The organism is Candidatus Alistipes pullistercoris, assembly GCF_027665465.1.
In the GTDB taxonomy this organism is placed as follows: Bacteria; Bacteroidota; Bacteroidia; order Bacteroidales; family Rikenellaceae; genus Alistipes_A; species Alistipes_A hominis.
In genome coordinates, this window is sequence record NZ_JAQDED010000001.1 from 404,676 (window position 1) to 420,903 (window position 16,228).

The 16,228-nt window shown below is 55.7% G+C and carries 16 protein-coding genes; 14 read left to right on the top strand and 2 right to left on the bottom strand.

Annotation, left to right across the window (positions count from 1 at the left end; genetic code table 11):
- Positions 1-202: 202 nt before the first annotated feature.
- From priA to PGR91_RS01870, 3 genes are read left to right on the top strand one after another with little or no spacing between them, the layout of a single operon-like run.
- Complete coding sequence (priA, locus tag PGR91_RS01860) at positions 203-2,500, top strand: replication restart helicase PriA (protein WP_228385744.1); 2,298 nt, start codon at positions 203-205, stop codon at positions 2,498-2,500.
- A 56-nt stretch (positions 2,501-2,556) separates the two neighbouring features.
- Positions 2,557-2,841 (top strand): zinc ribbon domain-containing protein, encoded by a 285-nt coding sequence (locus tag PGR91_RS01865; protein ID WP_055203530.1) that lies wholly within the window; start codon positions 2,557-2,559, stop codon positions 2,839-2,841.
- Positions 2,842-2,892: 51 nt separating this feature from the next.
- Positions 2,893-3,627, top strand: a complete 735-nt coding sequence (locus PGR91_RS01870; RefSeq protein ID WP_118655703.1) for a ComF family protein — start codon at positions 2,893-2,895, stop codon at positions 3,625-3,627.
- Positions 3,628-3,722: 95 nt separating this feature from the next.
- Here PGR91_RS01870 and PGR91_RS01875 read toward each other — a convergent pair whose 3' ends face one another.
- Both PGR91_RS01875 and PGR91_RS01880 read right to left on the bottom strand, forming a co-directional pair.
- Positions 3,723-4,340 (bottom strand): hypothetical protein, encoded by a 618-nt coding sequence (locus tag PGR91_RS01875; RefSeq protein WP_118655501.1) that lies wholly within the window; start codon positions 4,338-4,340, stop codon positions 3,723-3,725.
- Positions 4,341-4,465: 125 nt separating this feature from the next.
- Positions 4,466-5,344: a helix-turn-helix domain-containing protein gene (locus PGR91_RS01880; protein ID WP_101571880.1), complete on the bottom strand. Its 879-nt coding sequence runs from the start codon at positions 5,342-5,344 to the stop codon at positions 4,466-4,468.
- A gap of 179 nt (positions 5,345-5,523) precedes the next feature.
- Here PGR91_RS01880 and atpD point away from each other — a divergent pair, with 179 nt between their 5' ends.
- The 11 genes from atpD (at position 5,524) to PGR91_RS01935 (ending at position 16,163) form a co-directional block, all read left to right on the top strand.
- A complete protein-coding gene (atpD, locus tag PGR91_RS01885; protein WP_101571883.1) occupies positions 5,524-7,068 on the top strand; it encodes a F0F1 ATP synthase subunit beta in 1,545 nt (514 codons plus the stop codon).
- A complete protein-coding gene (gene atpC / locus PGR91_RS01890; RefSeq protein ID WP_055202717.1) occupies positions 7,065-7,307 on the top strand; it encodes an ATP synthase F1 subunit epsilon in 243 nt (80 codons plus the stop codon). The genes atpD and atpC overlap by 4 nt, the downstream gene beginning before the upstream one ends.
- Positions 7,308-7,363: 56 nt before the next feature.
- Positions 7,364-7,771, top strand: coding sequence for a hypothetical protein (locus PGR91_RS01895; protein ID WP_101571885.1), 408 nt, complete (start codon positions 7,364-7,366; stop codon positions 7,769-7,771).
- Complete coding sequence (gene atpB / locus PGR91_RS01900) at positions 7,764-8,840, top strand: F0F1 ATP synthase subunit A (RefSeq protein ID WP_055202721.1); 1,077 nt, start codon at positions 7,764-7,766, stop codon at positions 8,838-8,840. The genes PGR91_RS01895 and atpB overlap by 8 nt, the downstream gene beginning before the upstream one ends.
- Before the next feature lie 58 nt (positions 8,841-8,898).
- Complete coding sequence (gene atpE / locus PGR91_RS01905) at positions 8,899-9,147, top strand: ATP synthase F0 subunit C (RefSeq protein WP_055202723.1); 249 nt, start codon at positions 8,899-8,901, stop codon at positions 9,145-9,147.
- A gap of 18 nt (positions 9,148-9,165) precedes the next feature.
- Positions 9,166-9,669 carry a F0F1 ATP synthase subunit B gene (gene atpF, locus PGR91_RS01910; protein ID WP_055202725.1) on the top strand — a complete coding sequence of 168 codons (504 nt, stop codon included), beginning with the start codon at positions 9,166-9,168 and terminating at the stop codon, positions 9,667-9,669.
- Positions 9,670-9,672: 3 nt separating this feature from the next.
- Complete coding sequence (locus PGR91_RS01915; protein ID WP_101571887.1) at positions 9,673-10,227, top strand: F0F1 ATP synthase subunit delta; 555 nt, start codon at positions 9,673-9,675, stop codon at positions 10,225-10,227.
- Positions 10,228-10,254: 27 nt separating this feature from the next.
- Positions 10,255-11,835, top strand: a complete 1,581-nt coding sequence (atpA, locus tag PGR91_RS01920; protein WP_055202729.1) for a F0F1 ATP synthase subunit alpha — start codon at positions 10,255-10,257, stop codon at positions 11,833-11,835.
- A 3-nt stretch (positions 11,836-11,838) separates the two neighbouring features.
- A complete protein-coding gene (locus PGR91_RS01925; RefSeq protein ID WP_055202731.1) occupies positions 11,839-12,705 on the top strand; it encodes a F0F1 ATP synthase subunit gamma in 867 nt (288 codons plus the stop codon).
- A 464-nt stretch (positions 12,706-13,169) separates the two neighbouring features.
- Positions 13,170-14,741, top strand: a complete 1,572-nt coding sequence (locus PGR91_RS01930; RefSeq protein WP_118655503.1) for an SUMF1/EgtB/PvdO family nonheme iron enzyme — start codon at positions 13,170-13,172, stop codon at positions 14,739-14,741.
- A 60-nt stretch (positions 14,742-14,801) separates the two neighbouring features.
- Positions 14,802-16,163, top strand: a complete 1,362-nt coding sequence (locus PGR91_RS01935; RefSeq protein ID WP_055202735.1) for a Gfo/Idh/MocA family protein — start codon at positions 14,802-14,804, stop codon at positions 16,161-16,163.
- Positions 16,164-16,228: the final 65 nt, after the last annotated feature.

Sequence of the window (16,228 nt, forward strand, 5' to 3'; positions counted from 1 at the left end):
CCATCGTTATTTCGGTTTCCCGCCGCGCAACCCGAGCGACGGCGATCCGATTAACAAAGATCGGCAAGATTTTTCGATCTGCCAACAGTTTTTTGCACTTGCGGCCCGTCCGGAGCGGCCGCCGGAAGAATTTGCCGCGACGACCGGCTTCACCCGGAAACAATCCCGAAAAAACGCTATTTTTGTCGAAAAACATCCTTCTTTGGAAAAACGACCCGACAAATCTCCCGCGACGGCCGACCGCTACGCCGACGTGATCCTGCCTCTGGCCGCGCCGGCCATGACTTTCGCCGTCCCGGACGCGATGCTGCGGCAGATCGTGCCGGGCTGCCGGGTGATCGTCCAACTGGGAGCCCGGAAATACTACACCGGGATCGTCGACCGGCTACACGGCCAGCGGCCGCCTTTCGACCGGATCAAACCGGTCGGGCGGATCGCGGACGCGGAACCCGTCGCCACGGCGGAACAACTGCGGCTGTGGCATTGGCTGTCGGAATATTACATGTGTCCGTTGGGAATGGTACTGCGGGCGGCGCTGCCGGCCGGCCTGAAATCCGACGGTTTTTCGGAGGACGAGACGTTCGGCCGCGGCTACATGCAGCCGCGGCAAACGGTCGTTTCGCTGCATCCGGACATCCGCAATGAGGAACGGCTGCACGTCGCGCTGGATTCCCTGTCGCGCGCGAAATCCCAGTACAAAGCCCTGCTGGAATACCTCGAAAAAACCGGGAATCCCGACTTCGGCGCACCGATCGAAATTCCGCGCAAACGGCTTTCGGCTCCGACCGCGATCCTCAAAGCGTTGGCCGAAAAAGGATTTATCCGGATCGCCGATACCGAAATCCCGGCATCGGACGCGCCCGCCGCGCCAGACAAACTGCCCGAACTTTCGGCAGCGCAAACGGCGGCCTACGAGCAGATCAAAACCTGTTTTTCGGAGAAAGAGGTCGTCCTGCTGCACGGGGTAACCGGCAGCGGCAAGACCGAAATCTACATCCGGCTGATGGCCGAAGCGCTGGCAGCCGGGCACAACGTGCTGTACATGCTGCCCGAAATCGCGTTGACCGCACAACTGATCCGGCGCATGGAAAGCTATTTCGGAAAAGCCGTCACGGTCTACCATTCGCGGCTGAGCGACAACCGCCGAGCCGCCGTCTACCACGAACTGCTGCGCTGCGACGGCGGACGGATCGTGATCGGCGTGCGCTCGTCGGTACTGCTGCCGCTGCGCAACCTGTCGCTGGTAATCGTCGACGAGGAGCACGACACCAGCTTCAAGCAGACCGACTCGGCCCCTCGCTACCACGGCCGCGACACCGCCGTGGTGCTGGCATCCGTCTGCGGCGCCAAAGTGCTGCTCGGCAGCGCGACGCCCTGCGCCGAATCGTTCCACAATGCGGTAACCGGCAAATACGGACACGTCGTGCTCTCGGAACGCTACGGCGGAGTCACGCTGCCGCAGGTGATCGTGTCGGACACGCTGCGCGCCGCCAAACGCGGCGAAAAGTACTCGCATTTCAACAAAATCCTGCTCGATCAGATCGACCGGACGCTGCAACGGGGTCGTCAGGCAATGCTGTTCCAGAACCGGCGGGGATTCTCGCCGTATGTCGAGTGCGGGCATTGCGGCTGGACGGGCGTCTGCCCCGACTGCAACGTTTCGCTGACCTACCATAAAAACGACGGAACGCTGCGCTGCCACTACTGCGGCTACCACATGCCGATCCCGAAAACCTGTCCGTCGTGCGGAACCGGCGAACTGCTTCCGCAAGGCTTCGGCACCGAAAAAATCGAAGAGGAACTGGCGGCGATCTTTCCGCAGGCCGCGATCGAACGGCTCGACGCCGACACCGCGCGTTCGTCGCGCAACTACCGGCGCATCATCGCTTCGTTCGAACAGCGTAAAACGGACATCCTGGTCGGGACACAAATCATCACGAAAGGGTTCGATTTCGGCGGCGTCGCGTTGGTCGGCATCCTGAACGCCGACAACATGCTGAATTACCCGGATTTCAGGGCCGGGGAGCGGGCTTTCCAGATGATGATGCAGGTCGGCGGACGCGCCGGACGCCGCGAAGAGCAGGGAACGGTCGTTATCCAGACCGCCCAGCCCGAACACCCGGTCGTTCGGCAGGCGCGCGACAGCGACTACGATGCGATGATCCGCTCGCAACTGGCCGAACGCCGCGCCTTTTTTTACCCGCCCTTCTGCCGGTTGATCGCCGTCCTGCTGCGCCATCGCGATCACGCTTTGCTATGGAAAGCGGCTGCGGCGTTCGGGACGGAAGCGCGCACCCGGTTCGGCCGCCGGCTGCTCGGCCCCGAACCGCCCGCAGTAGATCGGATACGCGGACAATTCCGGTTGCAGTTCCTATTGAAAATCGAAAAGCAGTTGCCGGTCGCCGCCGTGAAAAAAGAGTTGTCCGGACTTTTCGATCGGTTGCATGCCGTGCCGGAATTCCGGCCGGTCGACATCGTCGTAGACGTAGACCCGCAATAGCGTTTTTTCGGGAAAAAACGCTATCTTTAGAGCTTACCGATATCATGTACCTAATTATGGAACAAAAATTCTGTCAAAGTTGCGGCATGCCGCTTACGGACGCCTCCCAATTCGGCACGAACGCCGACCGAACCCCAAACGAAACGTACTGTCATTTTTGTTTCCGGGACGGAACGTTCACGCAGAAATGCACGATGGACGAAATGATCGAAAACTGCCTGAACTACCTGGACGAATTCAACCGCGATTCCCCGGTACAGTACACCCGCGAACAAGCCCGCGAGCAGATGCGACAGTTTTTCCCGCACCTGAAACGCTGGCAATCCGGTTCTCCCGAATAATCGATTTTTTCAGGGCCGCAACGGCCGATGTCCAAACCCAGAACGTCCGTCATGCTTCGCACCTATTTTTCGGAAATATTCCGCCTGTTCTTCCCGGAACGGTGTCCGGCCTGCGGGCGGTCGTTGCCCGAGGGCGTCCGGTGGCTGTGCCCGCACTGCCGCTGGGACATGCCGCTGACCGGGTATGCCGCCGAGCACGACAACCCGGTCGCCCGTAAATTCTGGGGACTGGTTCCGGTGCAAGAGGCGGCCTCGATGTTCTTTTTCACCCGGCACGGCCGCTACCGGGCGATGATCCACGGATTCAAATACCACGGACAATGGAAAACCTGCCTGCGACTCGGAGCGATGTTCGGCGCGGAGCTGTCCGAAAGCGGCCTGTACGACACGGTCGACCTGATCGTCCCCGTACCGTTGCATTACAGGCGGCTTTTCCGCAGGGGCTACAACCAAGCGGAGTACCTCGCGCGCGGCATCGCCGGGGCGCTCGGCAGGGAGACCGATTGCCGCAGTCTCGTCCGTAAATCTTACAACCGTTCGCAAACCGCCATGCGCAACCGCAAAGACCGCTGGGAAAACGTGGCGGACATCTTTTCGGTACGCTGTCCGCAACGGCTGGACGGACGCCATATCCTGCTGGTCGACGATGTGCTGACGACCGGTTCGACGCTGACCGCCTGCGCCGAAACCATCCTGAAAGCAGCCCCTTCGTGCCGCATCAGCATCGCTACGCTGGCCGTTTCGGCGACGGAACTGTTCGGGGGCAAAGGACAGGGAGGACTTTAACGGGAAGCGGTCGCCTGGACAAAATCCCGACAAACATTCATATAAATACAGTTAAATCAACCGCTCCCTGCTAATTTATTTTCAATAGCGACATTTTACTTATGCTGAGTATCGACATAAACTATATGACTATATGGAATTGTAAATGCAAAAATATTACCCTCCGTTACCACGGCATGACTTTGGGGATCGACGAAAACGAAATATACATATTGTTTATTATCGTAATTGAAGGTTATTTCGTAAATACTGTCTCCGACGTCGATAGACGCAACCGTCTGTTTTCTTTTTTCTCTCCGTGTCATTTCATAAGAATCCTTAAAATTGTCCGTCGGCATTACATCGAGCCATATTCTCGAATTAGTAATCTCTTTGGAAATATTGGTGGACGTACTACCCGTATGGCTCATAATATCCCAAAAAATACTGCTCGATGCCCCGAAATTATTTTTCAAATATTTCCGAGCATGGCTTCGGTTTTTGACGGTCCCTACTTTTTTGTAGGACACTAATTCAATCCCCGCTCTATTTTCAATGTATCGGGAAAAATTACAAAACAGATTACTGAGATTGCTTTCGTCCGACGTAAGCGGAGCGCCGACTTCAAAAAGAGTAATCTCCTTATCCGTTGGGGCCTGAGCTGAAACTTTCGTGACCGTATTTCCCCAGGTAAGCACAACCAAAAGACACAAAATTTCACGCATTATTCTCATAATTAATTAGTTTGATTTGTATAACTCACCCTAAATATTATCATTCCCTTCCCTGCTATACAAATATACAGTATACCCCCCAAATATAAAAATTATTCCGACAGGATTTTCAGCCCGGTGCGTGCTTATTCGCTGAGCCGGTACGCTTTCGGCGTCATGCCCGTATGCTTCTTGAAAAAACGGCCGAAGAACGACGGCGTCGGGAAATTCAGGTAGTTGGCGATCTGCTGCACGGTCATCTGCGACGATTTCAACTGCGTTTTCGCATCGAGCACGACCGTCTCGTTGATCCATTCGGTAACGGTGCGGTTGGTGGTCTTCTTAACGACCGACGACAAGTATTTAGGCGTCAGACACAACTCCCGCGCATAAAAAGCCACCGTCCGCTCCTCTTTATAATGCAGGATAATCAGGCGGATCAGCTTGCGGAAAATCTCCTCGTCGCGGGTCAGTTGCCGGTCGCTTTTCGCATATTTTTTCTGATACAGGGCGCTGATCTCGTAAAAAAGAGTCAACAGCAGGTTCTGCACGATCTCCCTACAATAACAGTGCTCCTTGCGCAGCGCTTTCTCGTACAGCAAATCGAACAGATCGAGCAGCGTTTCGGCGTCGTCCGCAGCCAGCGGCAGCACCGGAGTCTGGAAAATATACGGATAAAGCGGATTGATCGCCTGGTAAATCCCTTTCAGGAATTCCGCGGAAAAACCGGTCATGCAAAGGCTGAAATCGTCGCTTTGGCGCGGAATATGGACGATCGTTCCCGGGACGATGAAGATTAAATCGCCGGGACGGATTTCGGAAATTTTCAGGTTCAGCGAGATCGTACAACTCCCCGCCGTACAAATTCCGGTGCACGCACCGTAAAACCGTACCGGCTCGGCGAAAAGAGCCGGCGCGCTCCACCTGCGGTCGGTAACCAGAAAATGATCGGTCACGTAACCGCGGCCGTCCGCCGGCCCGATTTGCGCTACGCCGATACCGGGCAATCCTTCTTTTTTCATCATCTTCGCACAACGGCATAAATGTGCCGGACAGGGGCAAAGATAACAAACCGGCGGAACTCCGACAAGGAGAAAAAAAGGTAGTAAAAAAGAAATTTAGGACATTAATGCCGTGGATCGGGACTTTTTTGATCCGTTCAACTCCGTACCTTTGAAATGTTTTTTTTAATTGGAAAAAAGTTATGGAATCGGAAAACATATCGAACACGGCCCATCCGTCGCAGATTACAGGTCGCATTTCGCAGATTATCGGCCCCGTGGTGGACGTGGCGTTCGAAGGCCCCGAAAACGAGGTCGTTCTGCCCAGCATCCACGACGCCATGCAGATCCGGCGCGACAACGGAAAAATCCTGATCGTCGAAGTACAGCAGCACATCGGTGAAAACACCGTGCGCACCGTCGCGATGGACAGCACCGACGGCCTGCGCCGGGGAATGGAAGCGGTATCGCACTTCAGCCCGATTACCATGCCGGTCGGCGAGCAGATCAAAGGGCGGCTGATGAACGTCGTGGGCGATGCGATCGACGGCATGAAGCCGCTCGACGAAAAAGGGGCTTACCCGATCCACCGCGAACCCCCGAAATTCGACGAACTGACCACCGTGCAGGAAGTGCTCTACACCGGTATCAAGGTGATCGACCTGCTCGAACCCTATTCGAAAGGCGGTAAGATCGGACTGTTCGGCGGCGCAGGCGTCGGCAAGACCGTGCTGATCATGGAACTGATTAACAACATCGCCAAGAAACACCACGGCTTTTCGGTTTTCGCAGGCGTCGGCGAGCGTACCCGCGAGGGCAACGACTTGCTGCGCGAAATGATCGAATCGGGCGTGATCCGCTACGGCGAGGCGTTCAAGGAGAGCATGGAAAAAGGCGAATGGGATCTGTCGAAGGTGGATTACAAGGAGGTCGAGAAATCGCAGGCCACGCTGGTGTTCGGACAGATGAACGAACCTCCCGGAGCCCGCTCTTCGGTGGCGCTGTCGGGGCTAACCGTAGCCGAATCGTTCCGCGACGCGGGAACCGGAACCAAGGACATCCTGTTCTTCATCGACAATATTTTCCGTTTCACGCAGGCGGGCTCCGAAGTATCGGCGCTGCTCGGACGTATGCCGTCGGCCGTGGGTTACCAGCCGACGCTGGCCACCGAAATGGGCGCGATGCAGGAGCGGATCACCTCGACGAAAAAAGGTTCGATTACCTCCGTACAGGCCGTTTACGTGCCGGCGGACGACCTGACCGACCCGGCCCCGGCGACCACGTTCACGCACCTGGACGCCACCACCGTACTGAGCCGCAAGATCACCGAGCTGGGGATCTACCCGGCCGTCGATCCGCTCGAATCGACTTCGCGCATCCTCGATCCGCTGGTGGTCGGCAAGGAACACTACGAAACCGCGCAGCGCGTAAAACAGATCCTTCAGCGCAACAAGGAGTTGCAGGACATCATATCGATCCTCGGCATGGAGGAGCTCTCGGACGAAGACCGGCAGACCGTGAACCGAGCGCGCCGCGTACAGCGTTTTCTGTCGCAGCCGTTCACCGTGGCCGAACAGTTCACCGGCGTACCGGGCGTGATGGTCACCATCGAGGAGACGATCCGCGGGTTCAAAATGATCCTCGACGGCGAAGTCGATTACCTGCCCGAGCCGGCCTTCCTGAATGTCGGAACGATCGACGAAGCGATCGAAAAAGGTAAAAAACTGTTAGCACAGGCTGCCGTATGACCCTCGAGATCTTATCCCCCGAACGGACGCTTTACAGCGGAGAAGTTGAGCGCGTAACGCTGCCGGGAGCGCTCGGCGAGTTCACCGTGCTCAGAAGACACGCTCCGATCATCTCCGCCCTCGTCAAAGGGGAGGTCAAATACCTGCTCAAAGACGGCAAAGAAGAAAAAGTGGCGATCGCGAGCGGTTTTGCGGAAGTGAAAAAAGACAAAGTGTCGGTCTGCGTCGAAAGCGTCTGACGACAGAAAAAAGAAAACACGGGGAAGCGTCGGGCTTTCTCAAACGACTGGAAAAAATGGAAAACGGGGAACGTAAATTTAAAAGGCATTACGTGATCGGGCTGACCCTCCTGACACTGATTTCGGGCTGGGGCGGCGCGGCGCTGATGCTGGGCGCTTACCCGAAACATTATGTGGAATGGCTGCCGTACATGCCGCTGTTTTTCTATTTCTGGGGGCTGATTTTCGTGGCGCTTTTCCGCCGCAACACCGGGCGGAAAATGACGCGACTGTTCCTCGGCATGAAAGTGGCGAAAATGTTGCTTTTCGTTCTGCTGATCGGGCTTTACACGTCGCTGGTGGATGTTCGCAATACGGAGTTCGTCGTGACGTTTCTCGCCTACTACCTGATTTTCCTGCTATTCGAAACGGTGTTTTTCTGGCACTATGAAAACAAATTGAAAAAAAACGAAGGGAATGAATAGTTTACGACATATCGTTGCCATCGTGTGTCTGCTGCTGTTCGGGATCGCGAAACCCGCAGCGGCGGAAGACCTGCCCAAAGGCGAGGATGCAGACGTGAAGGAGATCGTTTTCGGACACATCGGCGACGCTTACGGATGGCACATCACGACCTGGGGCGAAACGCACGTGACGGTTCCGCTGCCGGTGATCGTTCGCAGCAAGACCGGACACTGGAACGTATTCTCATCGTCGCGCCTGGAACATGGGGAATATAACGGCTATTACATCGCGCAGGACGGCCCGTACGCCGGCAAGATCGTCGAACGCATCAACGGACAGGAGATGCGCCCGCTCGACCTGTCGATCACGAAGACGGTGTTCGCGTTGCTGCTGAACAGCCTGATCCTCGTCTGCATCGTACTCGGCGTCGCACGGTGGTACCGCAAACGCACAGTCGAAACGGCCGCGCCGGGCGGATTCGTCGGAGCGATGGAAATGTTCGTGATGATGATCCACGACGACCTGATCAAAAGCTGCGTCGGGAAAGATTACAAACGGTTCGCGCCGTACCTGCTGACCGTCTTCTTCTTCATCTTCATCAACAACATCATGGGGCTGATCCCGATTTTCCCCGGAGGGGCCAACGTGACCGGCAATATCGCAATCACGATGGTGTTGGCGTTGTGCACATTCGTCGCCGTGAATCTGTTCGGGACGCGCGAATACTGGAAAGAGATTTTCTGGCCGGAGGTTCCCGTATGGCTCAAATGTCCGGTTCCGATGATGCCGGCGATCGAACTGGTCGGTATTTTCACGAAGCCGTTCGCGCTGATGATCCGTCTGTTCGCCAACATGATGGCCGGACACGCGGTGATCCTGAGTCTCACGTGCCTGGTATTCGTCACGGTCAGCATGGGCCCGGCCGTCAACGGATCGATGACAGTGGTATCGGTATTGTTCTGCATCTTCATGAACCTGCTGGAACTTCTGGTGGCGTTTATCCAGGCCTACGTATTCACGATGCTGTCGGCCGTATTCATCGGCCTGGCGCGCGTGGAGCACCATAAAACCGAAGAAGCGGAAATTTAATCCGGATACGGAATTTCAAAAAGTTACTAATTCAAATAACAATTAAAAACCTAAAGTTATGTTACTTACATTATTGTTACAGGTTGCAGCAGAATTGAGCCTCGGAAAACTGGGCGCAGCGATCGGCGCCGGTCTGGCCGCCATCGGAGCAGGTATCGGTATCGGTAAGATCGGCGGATCGGCGATGGAAGCCATCGCACGCCAGCCGGAAGCTTCGAACGATATCCGTACGAATATGATCATCATCGCGGCGCTGGTCGAAGGCGTTGCGCTGTTTGCCGTGGTCGTTTGTTTCCTCGCGCTTTAATCCTAAATCCGGAAAGCGATGGGACTCTTACAACCCGAATCGGGCCTCCTGTTTTGGATGCTGCTGTCGTTCATCGTCGTTTTCGTGATCCTGGCCAAATACGGTTTCCCGGTTATCACGAAGATGGTCGAGGAGCGTAGGGTTTTCGTCGAAAAGTCTCTGGAAGCGGCCAAAGAGGCAAAAGCCCAACTGGACAATATCAAAACCGAAAGCGAAGCCCTGCTGCAGCAAGCGCGCGAAGATCAGATGAAAATCCTGAACGAAGCCGCCGCCGCCAAGGAACGTATCATCAGCGAGGCGAAGGGACAGGCGCAGGCCGAAGCCCAGAAACAACTCGAAGAGGCGAAACGCCAGATACGGCTTGAGAAAGAGGCCGCCGTACGCGAAGTACGCAGCCAGATCGCGATGCTGTCGGTCGATATCGCCGAAAAAGTGATCCGTAACAAGCTGGACAACACCCCGGCGCAGATGTCGATGATCGACCGACTGCTCGAGGAGATGCCCGACATGAAACAGTCGTAGCGTATGAACACAGGAATGATCCCGGTACGGTATGCCAAAGCGTTGCTGGAGTTCGCGTATGAAAAAAAATGCGCGGAACAGGTGTACGCCGAGATGTCCGCCGTGGCCGGAAGTTTCGAACGCGAACACGCGCTGCGCCGGGTACTGGATAATCCCGTACTGCCGGTCGACAAGAAAACGGAACTGATCCGTACCGCGGGCGGAGGACGAACGAGCGAAGTATTCGACCGGTTCGTGTGGCTCGTGCTGCACAACCGCAGGGAACGTTACTTGCAATCGATCAGCCTGATGTACCTCGATCTGTACCGCAAACTGAACCGCATCAGCACCGGCAGGCTGGAAACGGCCGTACCCGTAACCCCCGAAACCGAACGGAAGATCATCGACCTGATCGCCTCCGAAACGAACGGGAAGGTGGAACTCAAAACGTCCGTCAGACCGGAATTGCTCGGCGGGTTCGTTTTCGAAATGGACTCGGAACGGCTGGACGCCAGTATTGCGACGCAACTGCGCAATATCAAGAAACAATTCGTCGAAAAGAACAAACGGATTGTATAGTGTTTTTAATCAGTAAACAAAGAAGGTATGTCTGAAAATATAAAGGCAAGCGAGATTTCGGACGTGCTGCGGATGCAGCTCGAGGGAATCGACACCGACCTTCGGTTCGAAGAAGTCGGCACGGTGCTTCAGGTCAGCGACGGCGTCGTCCGGATCTACGGCTTGCAGAATGCTGAGGCCAACGAACTGTTGGAGTTCGACAACGGCATCCGGGCCGTGGTGATGAACCTCGAGGAAGATAACGTCGGCGCCGTGCTGCTGGGCCCGACGGATCAGATCCGCGAAGGGGACACCGTGAAACGCACCAAGCGCATCGCGTCGATCAACGTCAGCGAAGCGATGCTCGGTCGCGTGATCGACCCGCTCGGCAATCCGCTGGACGGCATGGGACTGATCGGCGGCGAAACGATCGAAATGCCGCTGGAACGCAAAGCGCCGGGCGTTATTTTCCGGCAGCCGGTGAACCAGCCGCTGCAAACCGGACTGAAAGCCGTCGACGCGATGATCCCGATCGGCCGCGGACAGCGCGAACTGATCATCGGCGACCGCCAGACCGGAAAAACGGCTATCGCCATCGATACGATCCTGAACCAGAAAAGCAATTTCGAAGCGGGCGACCCGATCTACTGTATCTACGTAGCCATCGGGCAAAAAGGCTCGACCGTAGCCACGATCGTCAACACGCTGCGTGAAAAAGGAGCGATGGACTATACGGTCGTCGTGGCCGCTACGGCTTCCGACCCGGCCGCCATGCAATATTTCGCACCGTTCGCCGGGGCCGCCATCGGCGAATACTTCCGCGACACGGGACGCCACGCGCTGGTCGTTTACGACGACCTGTCGAAACAGGCGGTAGCTTACCGCGAAGTATCGCTGATTCTCCGCCGCCCGTCGGGCCGCGAAGCGTATCCGGGCGATATCTTCTACCTGCACTCCCGTTTGTTGGAACGCGCCGCGAAGATCATCAACCAGCAGGAAGTGGCCGAGCAGATGAACGACCTGCCGCCCAGCCTGCAAGGCAAGGTCAAAGGAGGCGGTTCGCTGACGGCGCTGCCGATCATCGAAACGCAGGCGGGGGACGTAGCCGCCTATATCCCGACCAACGTGATTTCGATCACCGACGGTCAGATCTTCCTCGACACCGACTTGTTCAATCAGGGAAACCGCCCGGCTATCAACGTCGGAATCTCTGTATCGCGCGTCGGCGGTAACGCGCAGATCAAGGCGATGAAAAAGGTAGCCGGCACGCTGAAAATCGACCAGGCCCAGTACCGCGAACTGGAAGCGTTTACGAAGTTCGGCGGCGACATGGATCCGGTGACGGCGCTGACGATCGACAAAGGACAGAAAAACACCCGTCTGCTGGTACAACCGCAATACTCGCCGATGCCGGTCGAACAACAGATCGCCGTACTGTACTGCGGTACGCACGGCCTGCTGAAAGACGTTCCGCTGGATCGGGTGCAGGATTTCGAAACGGCATTGATCAACAACCTGCTGGGCAGCGAAACGCTCGCCACGCTGAAAAAAGGCATCATCAACGACGAGGTAACCGCCAAAATCGAGGAAGTGGCTGCAGCAGTCGCCTCGGCACTTAAAAAGTCATAAGTCATGGCATCGCTGAAAGAGGTCAAGGGAAGAATCGCGTCGGTCAACAGTACGCTGAAAATCACGTCGGCCATGAAAATGGTAGCGTCGGCCAAGTTGCACCGCGCGCAGGGAGCCATCGAAAACATGCTCCCCTACGAGCGGAAGCTGAACGGCATCCTCTCGGGATTCCTGTCGGCCGAAGGTTCGGTCAGTTCTCCCTTTGCCGAAAAGAGGGAAGTGCAGCGGGTGGCCATCGTGGCCGTTTCGTCGAACTCGTCGCTCTGCGGTGCATTCAACGCCAATGTCGCTAAAAAACTGCACGAAACGATCGCCTCTTACGGCAAGCTGAAACGGGAAAACATTCTGATCTTCCCGATCGGGAAAAAAATCGCCGAAGCGACCCGCAAAGAGGGTTTCGAACCGCAGGGCGATTACCAGAAAATGGCTGAGAAACCGACTTACAAAGAAACTTCCGATCTAGCCGCCCGGTTGATGAAGATGTTCGCAAATCACGAGATCGACCGCGTCGAACTGATATACAACCATTTCAAAAGCACGGCCGTACAGGTGCTGACGCGCGAGGAATACCTGCCGATCGACACCGAACAGCAGAAAGGGAAAGGTCTGAGCACGGATTATATCGTCGAACCGGATCGCGAGACGGTCGTCAACACGCTGATCCCGCAGGTGCTGGGGCTGAAAATTTTCACCGTGTTGCTGGATTCGAACGCCGCCGAGCATGCCGCCCGGACAATCGCCATGCAAATGGCGACGGACAATGCGATCGAACTGATCCAGGAACTTACGATCCAGTATAACAAAACACGCCAGCAGTTGATTACGAACGAACTGCTCGATATGATGGGAAGCGAAATCGGCAACGACTGATTTTTCGACATCGCACACCCGACAAAAACGCCTTCATGCGATGAAGGCGTTTTTTATTACCCGAAAAAGCTTCGTATACACGCTGCCGACACAGTGATCGCCCCCGGCCGATCATGTTTAGCAACCGGGACGATCCCGTCGCTGCCGACCGCTTCGAATTATCGATCTTCATTTTACCCCCTAAACATCATAAGAGAAGTTCCGGCTGTCCGCCCATCTCGGAGTCGCTATAGGGGCGAAAAACGAGCCAGGTGGTAGATTTCGAACCGGAATTTCAGCCGAATAACCCCCCGCACATTTTCCGGAAAGAACATCGGCCTCAACCGGAAGTGATTTAGAACGCACTTTAATAAAAATTCTTAGTAAAAGTTTCGGCGATGTTTTGGCTTTTCTGGCATATTTTATATAAATTTGTATTTAAGCTGCGGAGTGTGGCTAATTGAAAATTTTAACTATCAGTTTGTATGTCCGGGAAATCCGAAAAAAAAGAGCATCAGAAAAAAATTATAGGGCTTAGCCGTAAAGGACTCATTTTAACTGTCATAGCGGCGGTTGCCGTCGGAGCGAGCATCACGATCGGATTGAACAGAGTTTACATGCAGAGTTCGACGGACGAGTCGTGCCAGTCGTGCCATGTGCACCCTCAGGCGGATAAAAGCTGGAAACTGTCGTCGCACCACAACAGCAAAAGCGGCGTAGTGACCGGTTGCGCCGAATGCCACCTGCCCCCGAAAGGCTCTTTCAAGCATTTCACGGCCAAAGCGCGGACCGGTTTGAAAGATTTGTGGGCCTACTGGACGAAAGACAGTTCCGAATTCGACTGGGAAAGTAAAAAAGAACTGGACCACGCCGTCACGATCGTCTACAACGAATCATGCAAGGAGTGCCATCAGCAGTTGTTCCCGTCGCGGCTCAGTCAGGAAGGTATCACCGCCCATCTCTACTACGAAGAAAACGAAAAGAAACTCGACCTGCAGTGTATCAGCTGCCATCTGGACGTAGGCCATTACGATCCGAACTATACGCATGCGAAAATGCAGGGCATCCCGCAGCCCGAAGCGAAAAAAGGCGAACCGTTCACCGAAGCGGCTACCGTAACCGCATTCGAGAATTTTACCGAAACCATCCCCGGTACGACCGTATCGTTTGACATGAAAGCGATCCCCGGAGGAACTTTCGCAATGGGCAGCCCGGACGACGAACCGTTCCGCAGGGACGACGAAGGCCCCGTAAAAAAAGTGACCGTTTCGCCGTTCTTTATCGGCGAAACCGAAGTGACCTGGGATCAGTACTGGGCTTTTTACGCCGAGACCATGTCGGAAGGACGCACGCCGCCGGAAAAGGTTTACGCCAACAATTCGAACCCGGAAGTAGACGCGATCAGCGGCCCGACCCCGCCGTTCGGCATCCCCGACCAGGGTTGGGGCAGCGGCAACCGGCCGGCCATCACGATGACCCATTACGCGGCCGAAACGTTCTGCCAGTGGTTGTCGAAAAAAACCGGCAAGAAATACCGTCTGCCGACCGAAGCCGAATGGGAATACGCGACGCGCGGCGGAACGGAAACGCCCTACTTCTTCGCCGGCGATCCGAAGAAACTCTCCGATCAGGGCTTCTGGCGGAAATTCTTCGATGCCGACACGACCAACATAAACCGTTACGTCGTCTATACAAAAAACAGCAAGAACAAAACCCAGGAGCCGTCGTTCGTACAAGCCAACCCGTTCGGGCTTAAAAATACGCTCGGCAACGTAATGGAATACTGCTCGGACTGGTATGCCGAAGACGCCTACGCGAAAATGCCCGACGGCGTAGTCGATCCGAAAGGCCCCGCATCGGGGAAAGAACACGTAGTGCGCGGCGGTCAGTTCTCCGACGACGCGGCGGATCTGCGATCGGCCGCCCGCGGACATACCGAGCACGACAAATGGCTGAAAACCGATCCGCAAAATCCGAAAAGTATCTGGTGGTACTCGGATATCCGCAGCATCGGGTTCCGGGTCGTATGCGAACCCGCCGAGGGTCAGCAACCGTAATCGTCAGAGCTTGTCCGACAAAAAAGAAACCAAATCAATAAAACCTAAACATTAACTATTATGAGCAAGGATAACAAAATTACCAGAAGGGAGTTCCTCTCCTATTCGGCAGTGGCCGGCGTAGCCGGAGCGCTGGGCTTTTCACCGCTTCTTTCCTCGTGCGGAAACAGCAAAAAGACGGCTTACGTACCGTTGAAAGCGCCCGGGGAATATTACATTCCGGAATTGCCCGACAAAGCGGCCGACGGAAAAGAACTGAAAGCCGGCGTGATCGGCTGCGGCGGACGCGGTTCGGGAGCGGCCGAGAACTTTCTGGCGGCCGCCAACGGAGTTACGATCACGGCGCTTGGTGACGTATTCGACGACCGCCTGCAGGGATTGAAAAACACGCTGAAAGACAAATACCAGATCGAAGTAGCCGACGACAAATGCTTCACCGGTTTCGACGCCTATAAAAACGTGATCGATTCCGGCGTAGACGTGGTAATCATCGCCACGCCCCCGTTTTTCCGTCCGGAACACTTCAAATACGCCACCGAAAAAGGGGTACACAGTTTCCTCGAAAAACCGATCTGCGTCGATCCGGAAGGTTACCGCACCGTAATGGCCGCGGCCAAGCAGGCCCAGGCCAAGGGGCTGTGCGTTATCACCGGAACGCAGCGTCACCATCAACGCCCCTACGTAGAATCGTATAAAAAGGTGCAGGAAGGTCTGATCGGCGAAATTACCGGCGGCAACGTCTACTGGAATCAGCCGATGCTGTGGTACCGCAACCGTGAAAAAGGTTGGTCGGACATGGAGTGGATGATCCGCGACTGGGTGAACTGGAAATGGCTTTCCGGAGACCATATCGTTGAACAACACGTTCACAATATCGACGTATTCAACTGGTTCTCGGGTTATAAGCCGAAACGAGCCACCGCTTTCGGAAGCCGCCAGCGCCGCGTGACGGGGGATCAGTACGACAATTTCAGCGTAGATTTCGAATACGACAACGGCGTTCATATGCACAGCATGTGCCGCCAGATCGACGGCTGCGATTCCAACGTCAGCGAATTCATCCAGGGAACCAAAGGATCGTGGAGCAGCACCGACTTCGCCATCCGCGACCTGCAGGGCAACATCGTATGGCAGTACGACAGCGCGACCGAAGATGCCGCCCACCAGCAAAACGACCCGTACACGCTGGAGCATGTCAACTGGATCTCCTGCATCCGCAACAATACCCCGATCGTACAGGCCGAAGAGACCGCCACATCGAATATGTGCGCCATTATGGGCCGGGAATCGGCTTACACCGGCAAGTCGGTCTCTTGGGACGAAATGACGGCATCGCCGCTGAACCTCACGCCTGCCAAGATGGAACTTGGCCCGATGGACATGAGCATCTATACCGTTCCCGTCCCGGGCACAGGCAAATAAAACGAACTCCGGCGATCCGGATTCCGGCAATAAAACGGGTATATACATCTATACCCGTTTTTATT

Excerpts from the sequence above, each read along its gene's own strand:
- PGR91_RS01865 (WP_055203530.1), top strand. The coding sequence starts at position 2,557 with ATGGAACAAAAATTCTGTCAAAGTTGCGGCATGCCGCTTACGGACGCC.
- PGR91_RS01870 (WP_118655703.1), top strand. The coding sequence starts at position 2,893 with ATGCTTCGCACCTATTTTTCGGAAATATTCCGCCTGTTCTTCCCGGAA.
- PGR91_RS01875 (WP_118655501.1), bottom strand. The coding sequence starts at position 4,340 with ATGAGAATAATGCGTGAAATTTTGTGTCTTTTGGTTGTGCTTACCTGG.
- PGR91_RS01880 (WP_101571880.1), bottom strand. The coding sequence starts at position 5,344 with ATGATGAAAAAAGAAGGATTGCCCGGTATCGGCGTAGCGCAAATCGGG.
- atpD (WP_101571883.1), top strand. The coding sequence starts at position 5,524 with ATGGAATCGGAAAACATATCGAACACGGCCCATCCGTCGCAGATTACA.
- atpC (WP_055202717.1), top strand. The coding sequence starts at position 7,065 with ATGACCCTCGAGATCTTATCCCCCGAACGGACGCTTTACAGCGGAGAA.
- PGR91_RS01895 (WP_101571885.1), top strand. The coding sequence starts at position 7,364 with ATGGAAAACGGGGAACGTAAATTTAAAAGGCATTACGTGATCGGGCTG.
- atpB (WP_055202721.1), top strand. The coding sequence starts at position 7,764 with ATGAATAGTTTACGACATATCGTTGCCATCGTGTGTCTGCTGCTGTTC.
- atpE (WP_055202723.1), top strand. The coding sequence starts at position 8,899 with ATGTTACTTACATTATTGTTACAGGTTGCAGCAGAATTGAGCCTCGGA.
- atpF (WP_055202725.1), top strand. The coding sequence starts at position 9,166 with ATGGGACTCTTACAACCCGAATCGGGCCTCCTGTTTTGGATGCTGCTG.
- PGR91_RS01915 (WP_101571887.1), top strand. The coding sequence starts at position 9,673 with ATGAACACAGGAATGATCCCGGTACGGTATGCCAAAGCGTTGCTGGAG.
- atpA (WP_055202729.1), top strand. The coding sequence starts at position 10,255 with ATGTCTGAAAATATAAAGGCAAGCGAGATTTCGGACGTGCTGCGGATG.
- PGR91_RS01925 (WP_055202731.1), top strand. The coding sequence starts at position 11,839 with ATGGCATCGCTGAAAGAGGTCAAGGGAAGAATCGCGTCGGTCAACAGT.
- PGR91_RS01930 (WP_118655503.1), top strand. The coding sequence starts at position 13,170 with ATGTCCGGGAAATCCGAAAAAAAAGAGCATCAGAAAAAAATTATAGGG.
- PGR91_RS01935 (WP_055202735.1), top strand. The coding sequence starts at position 14,802 with ATGAGCAAGGATAACAAAATTACCAGAAGGGAGTTCCTCTCCTATTCG.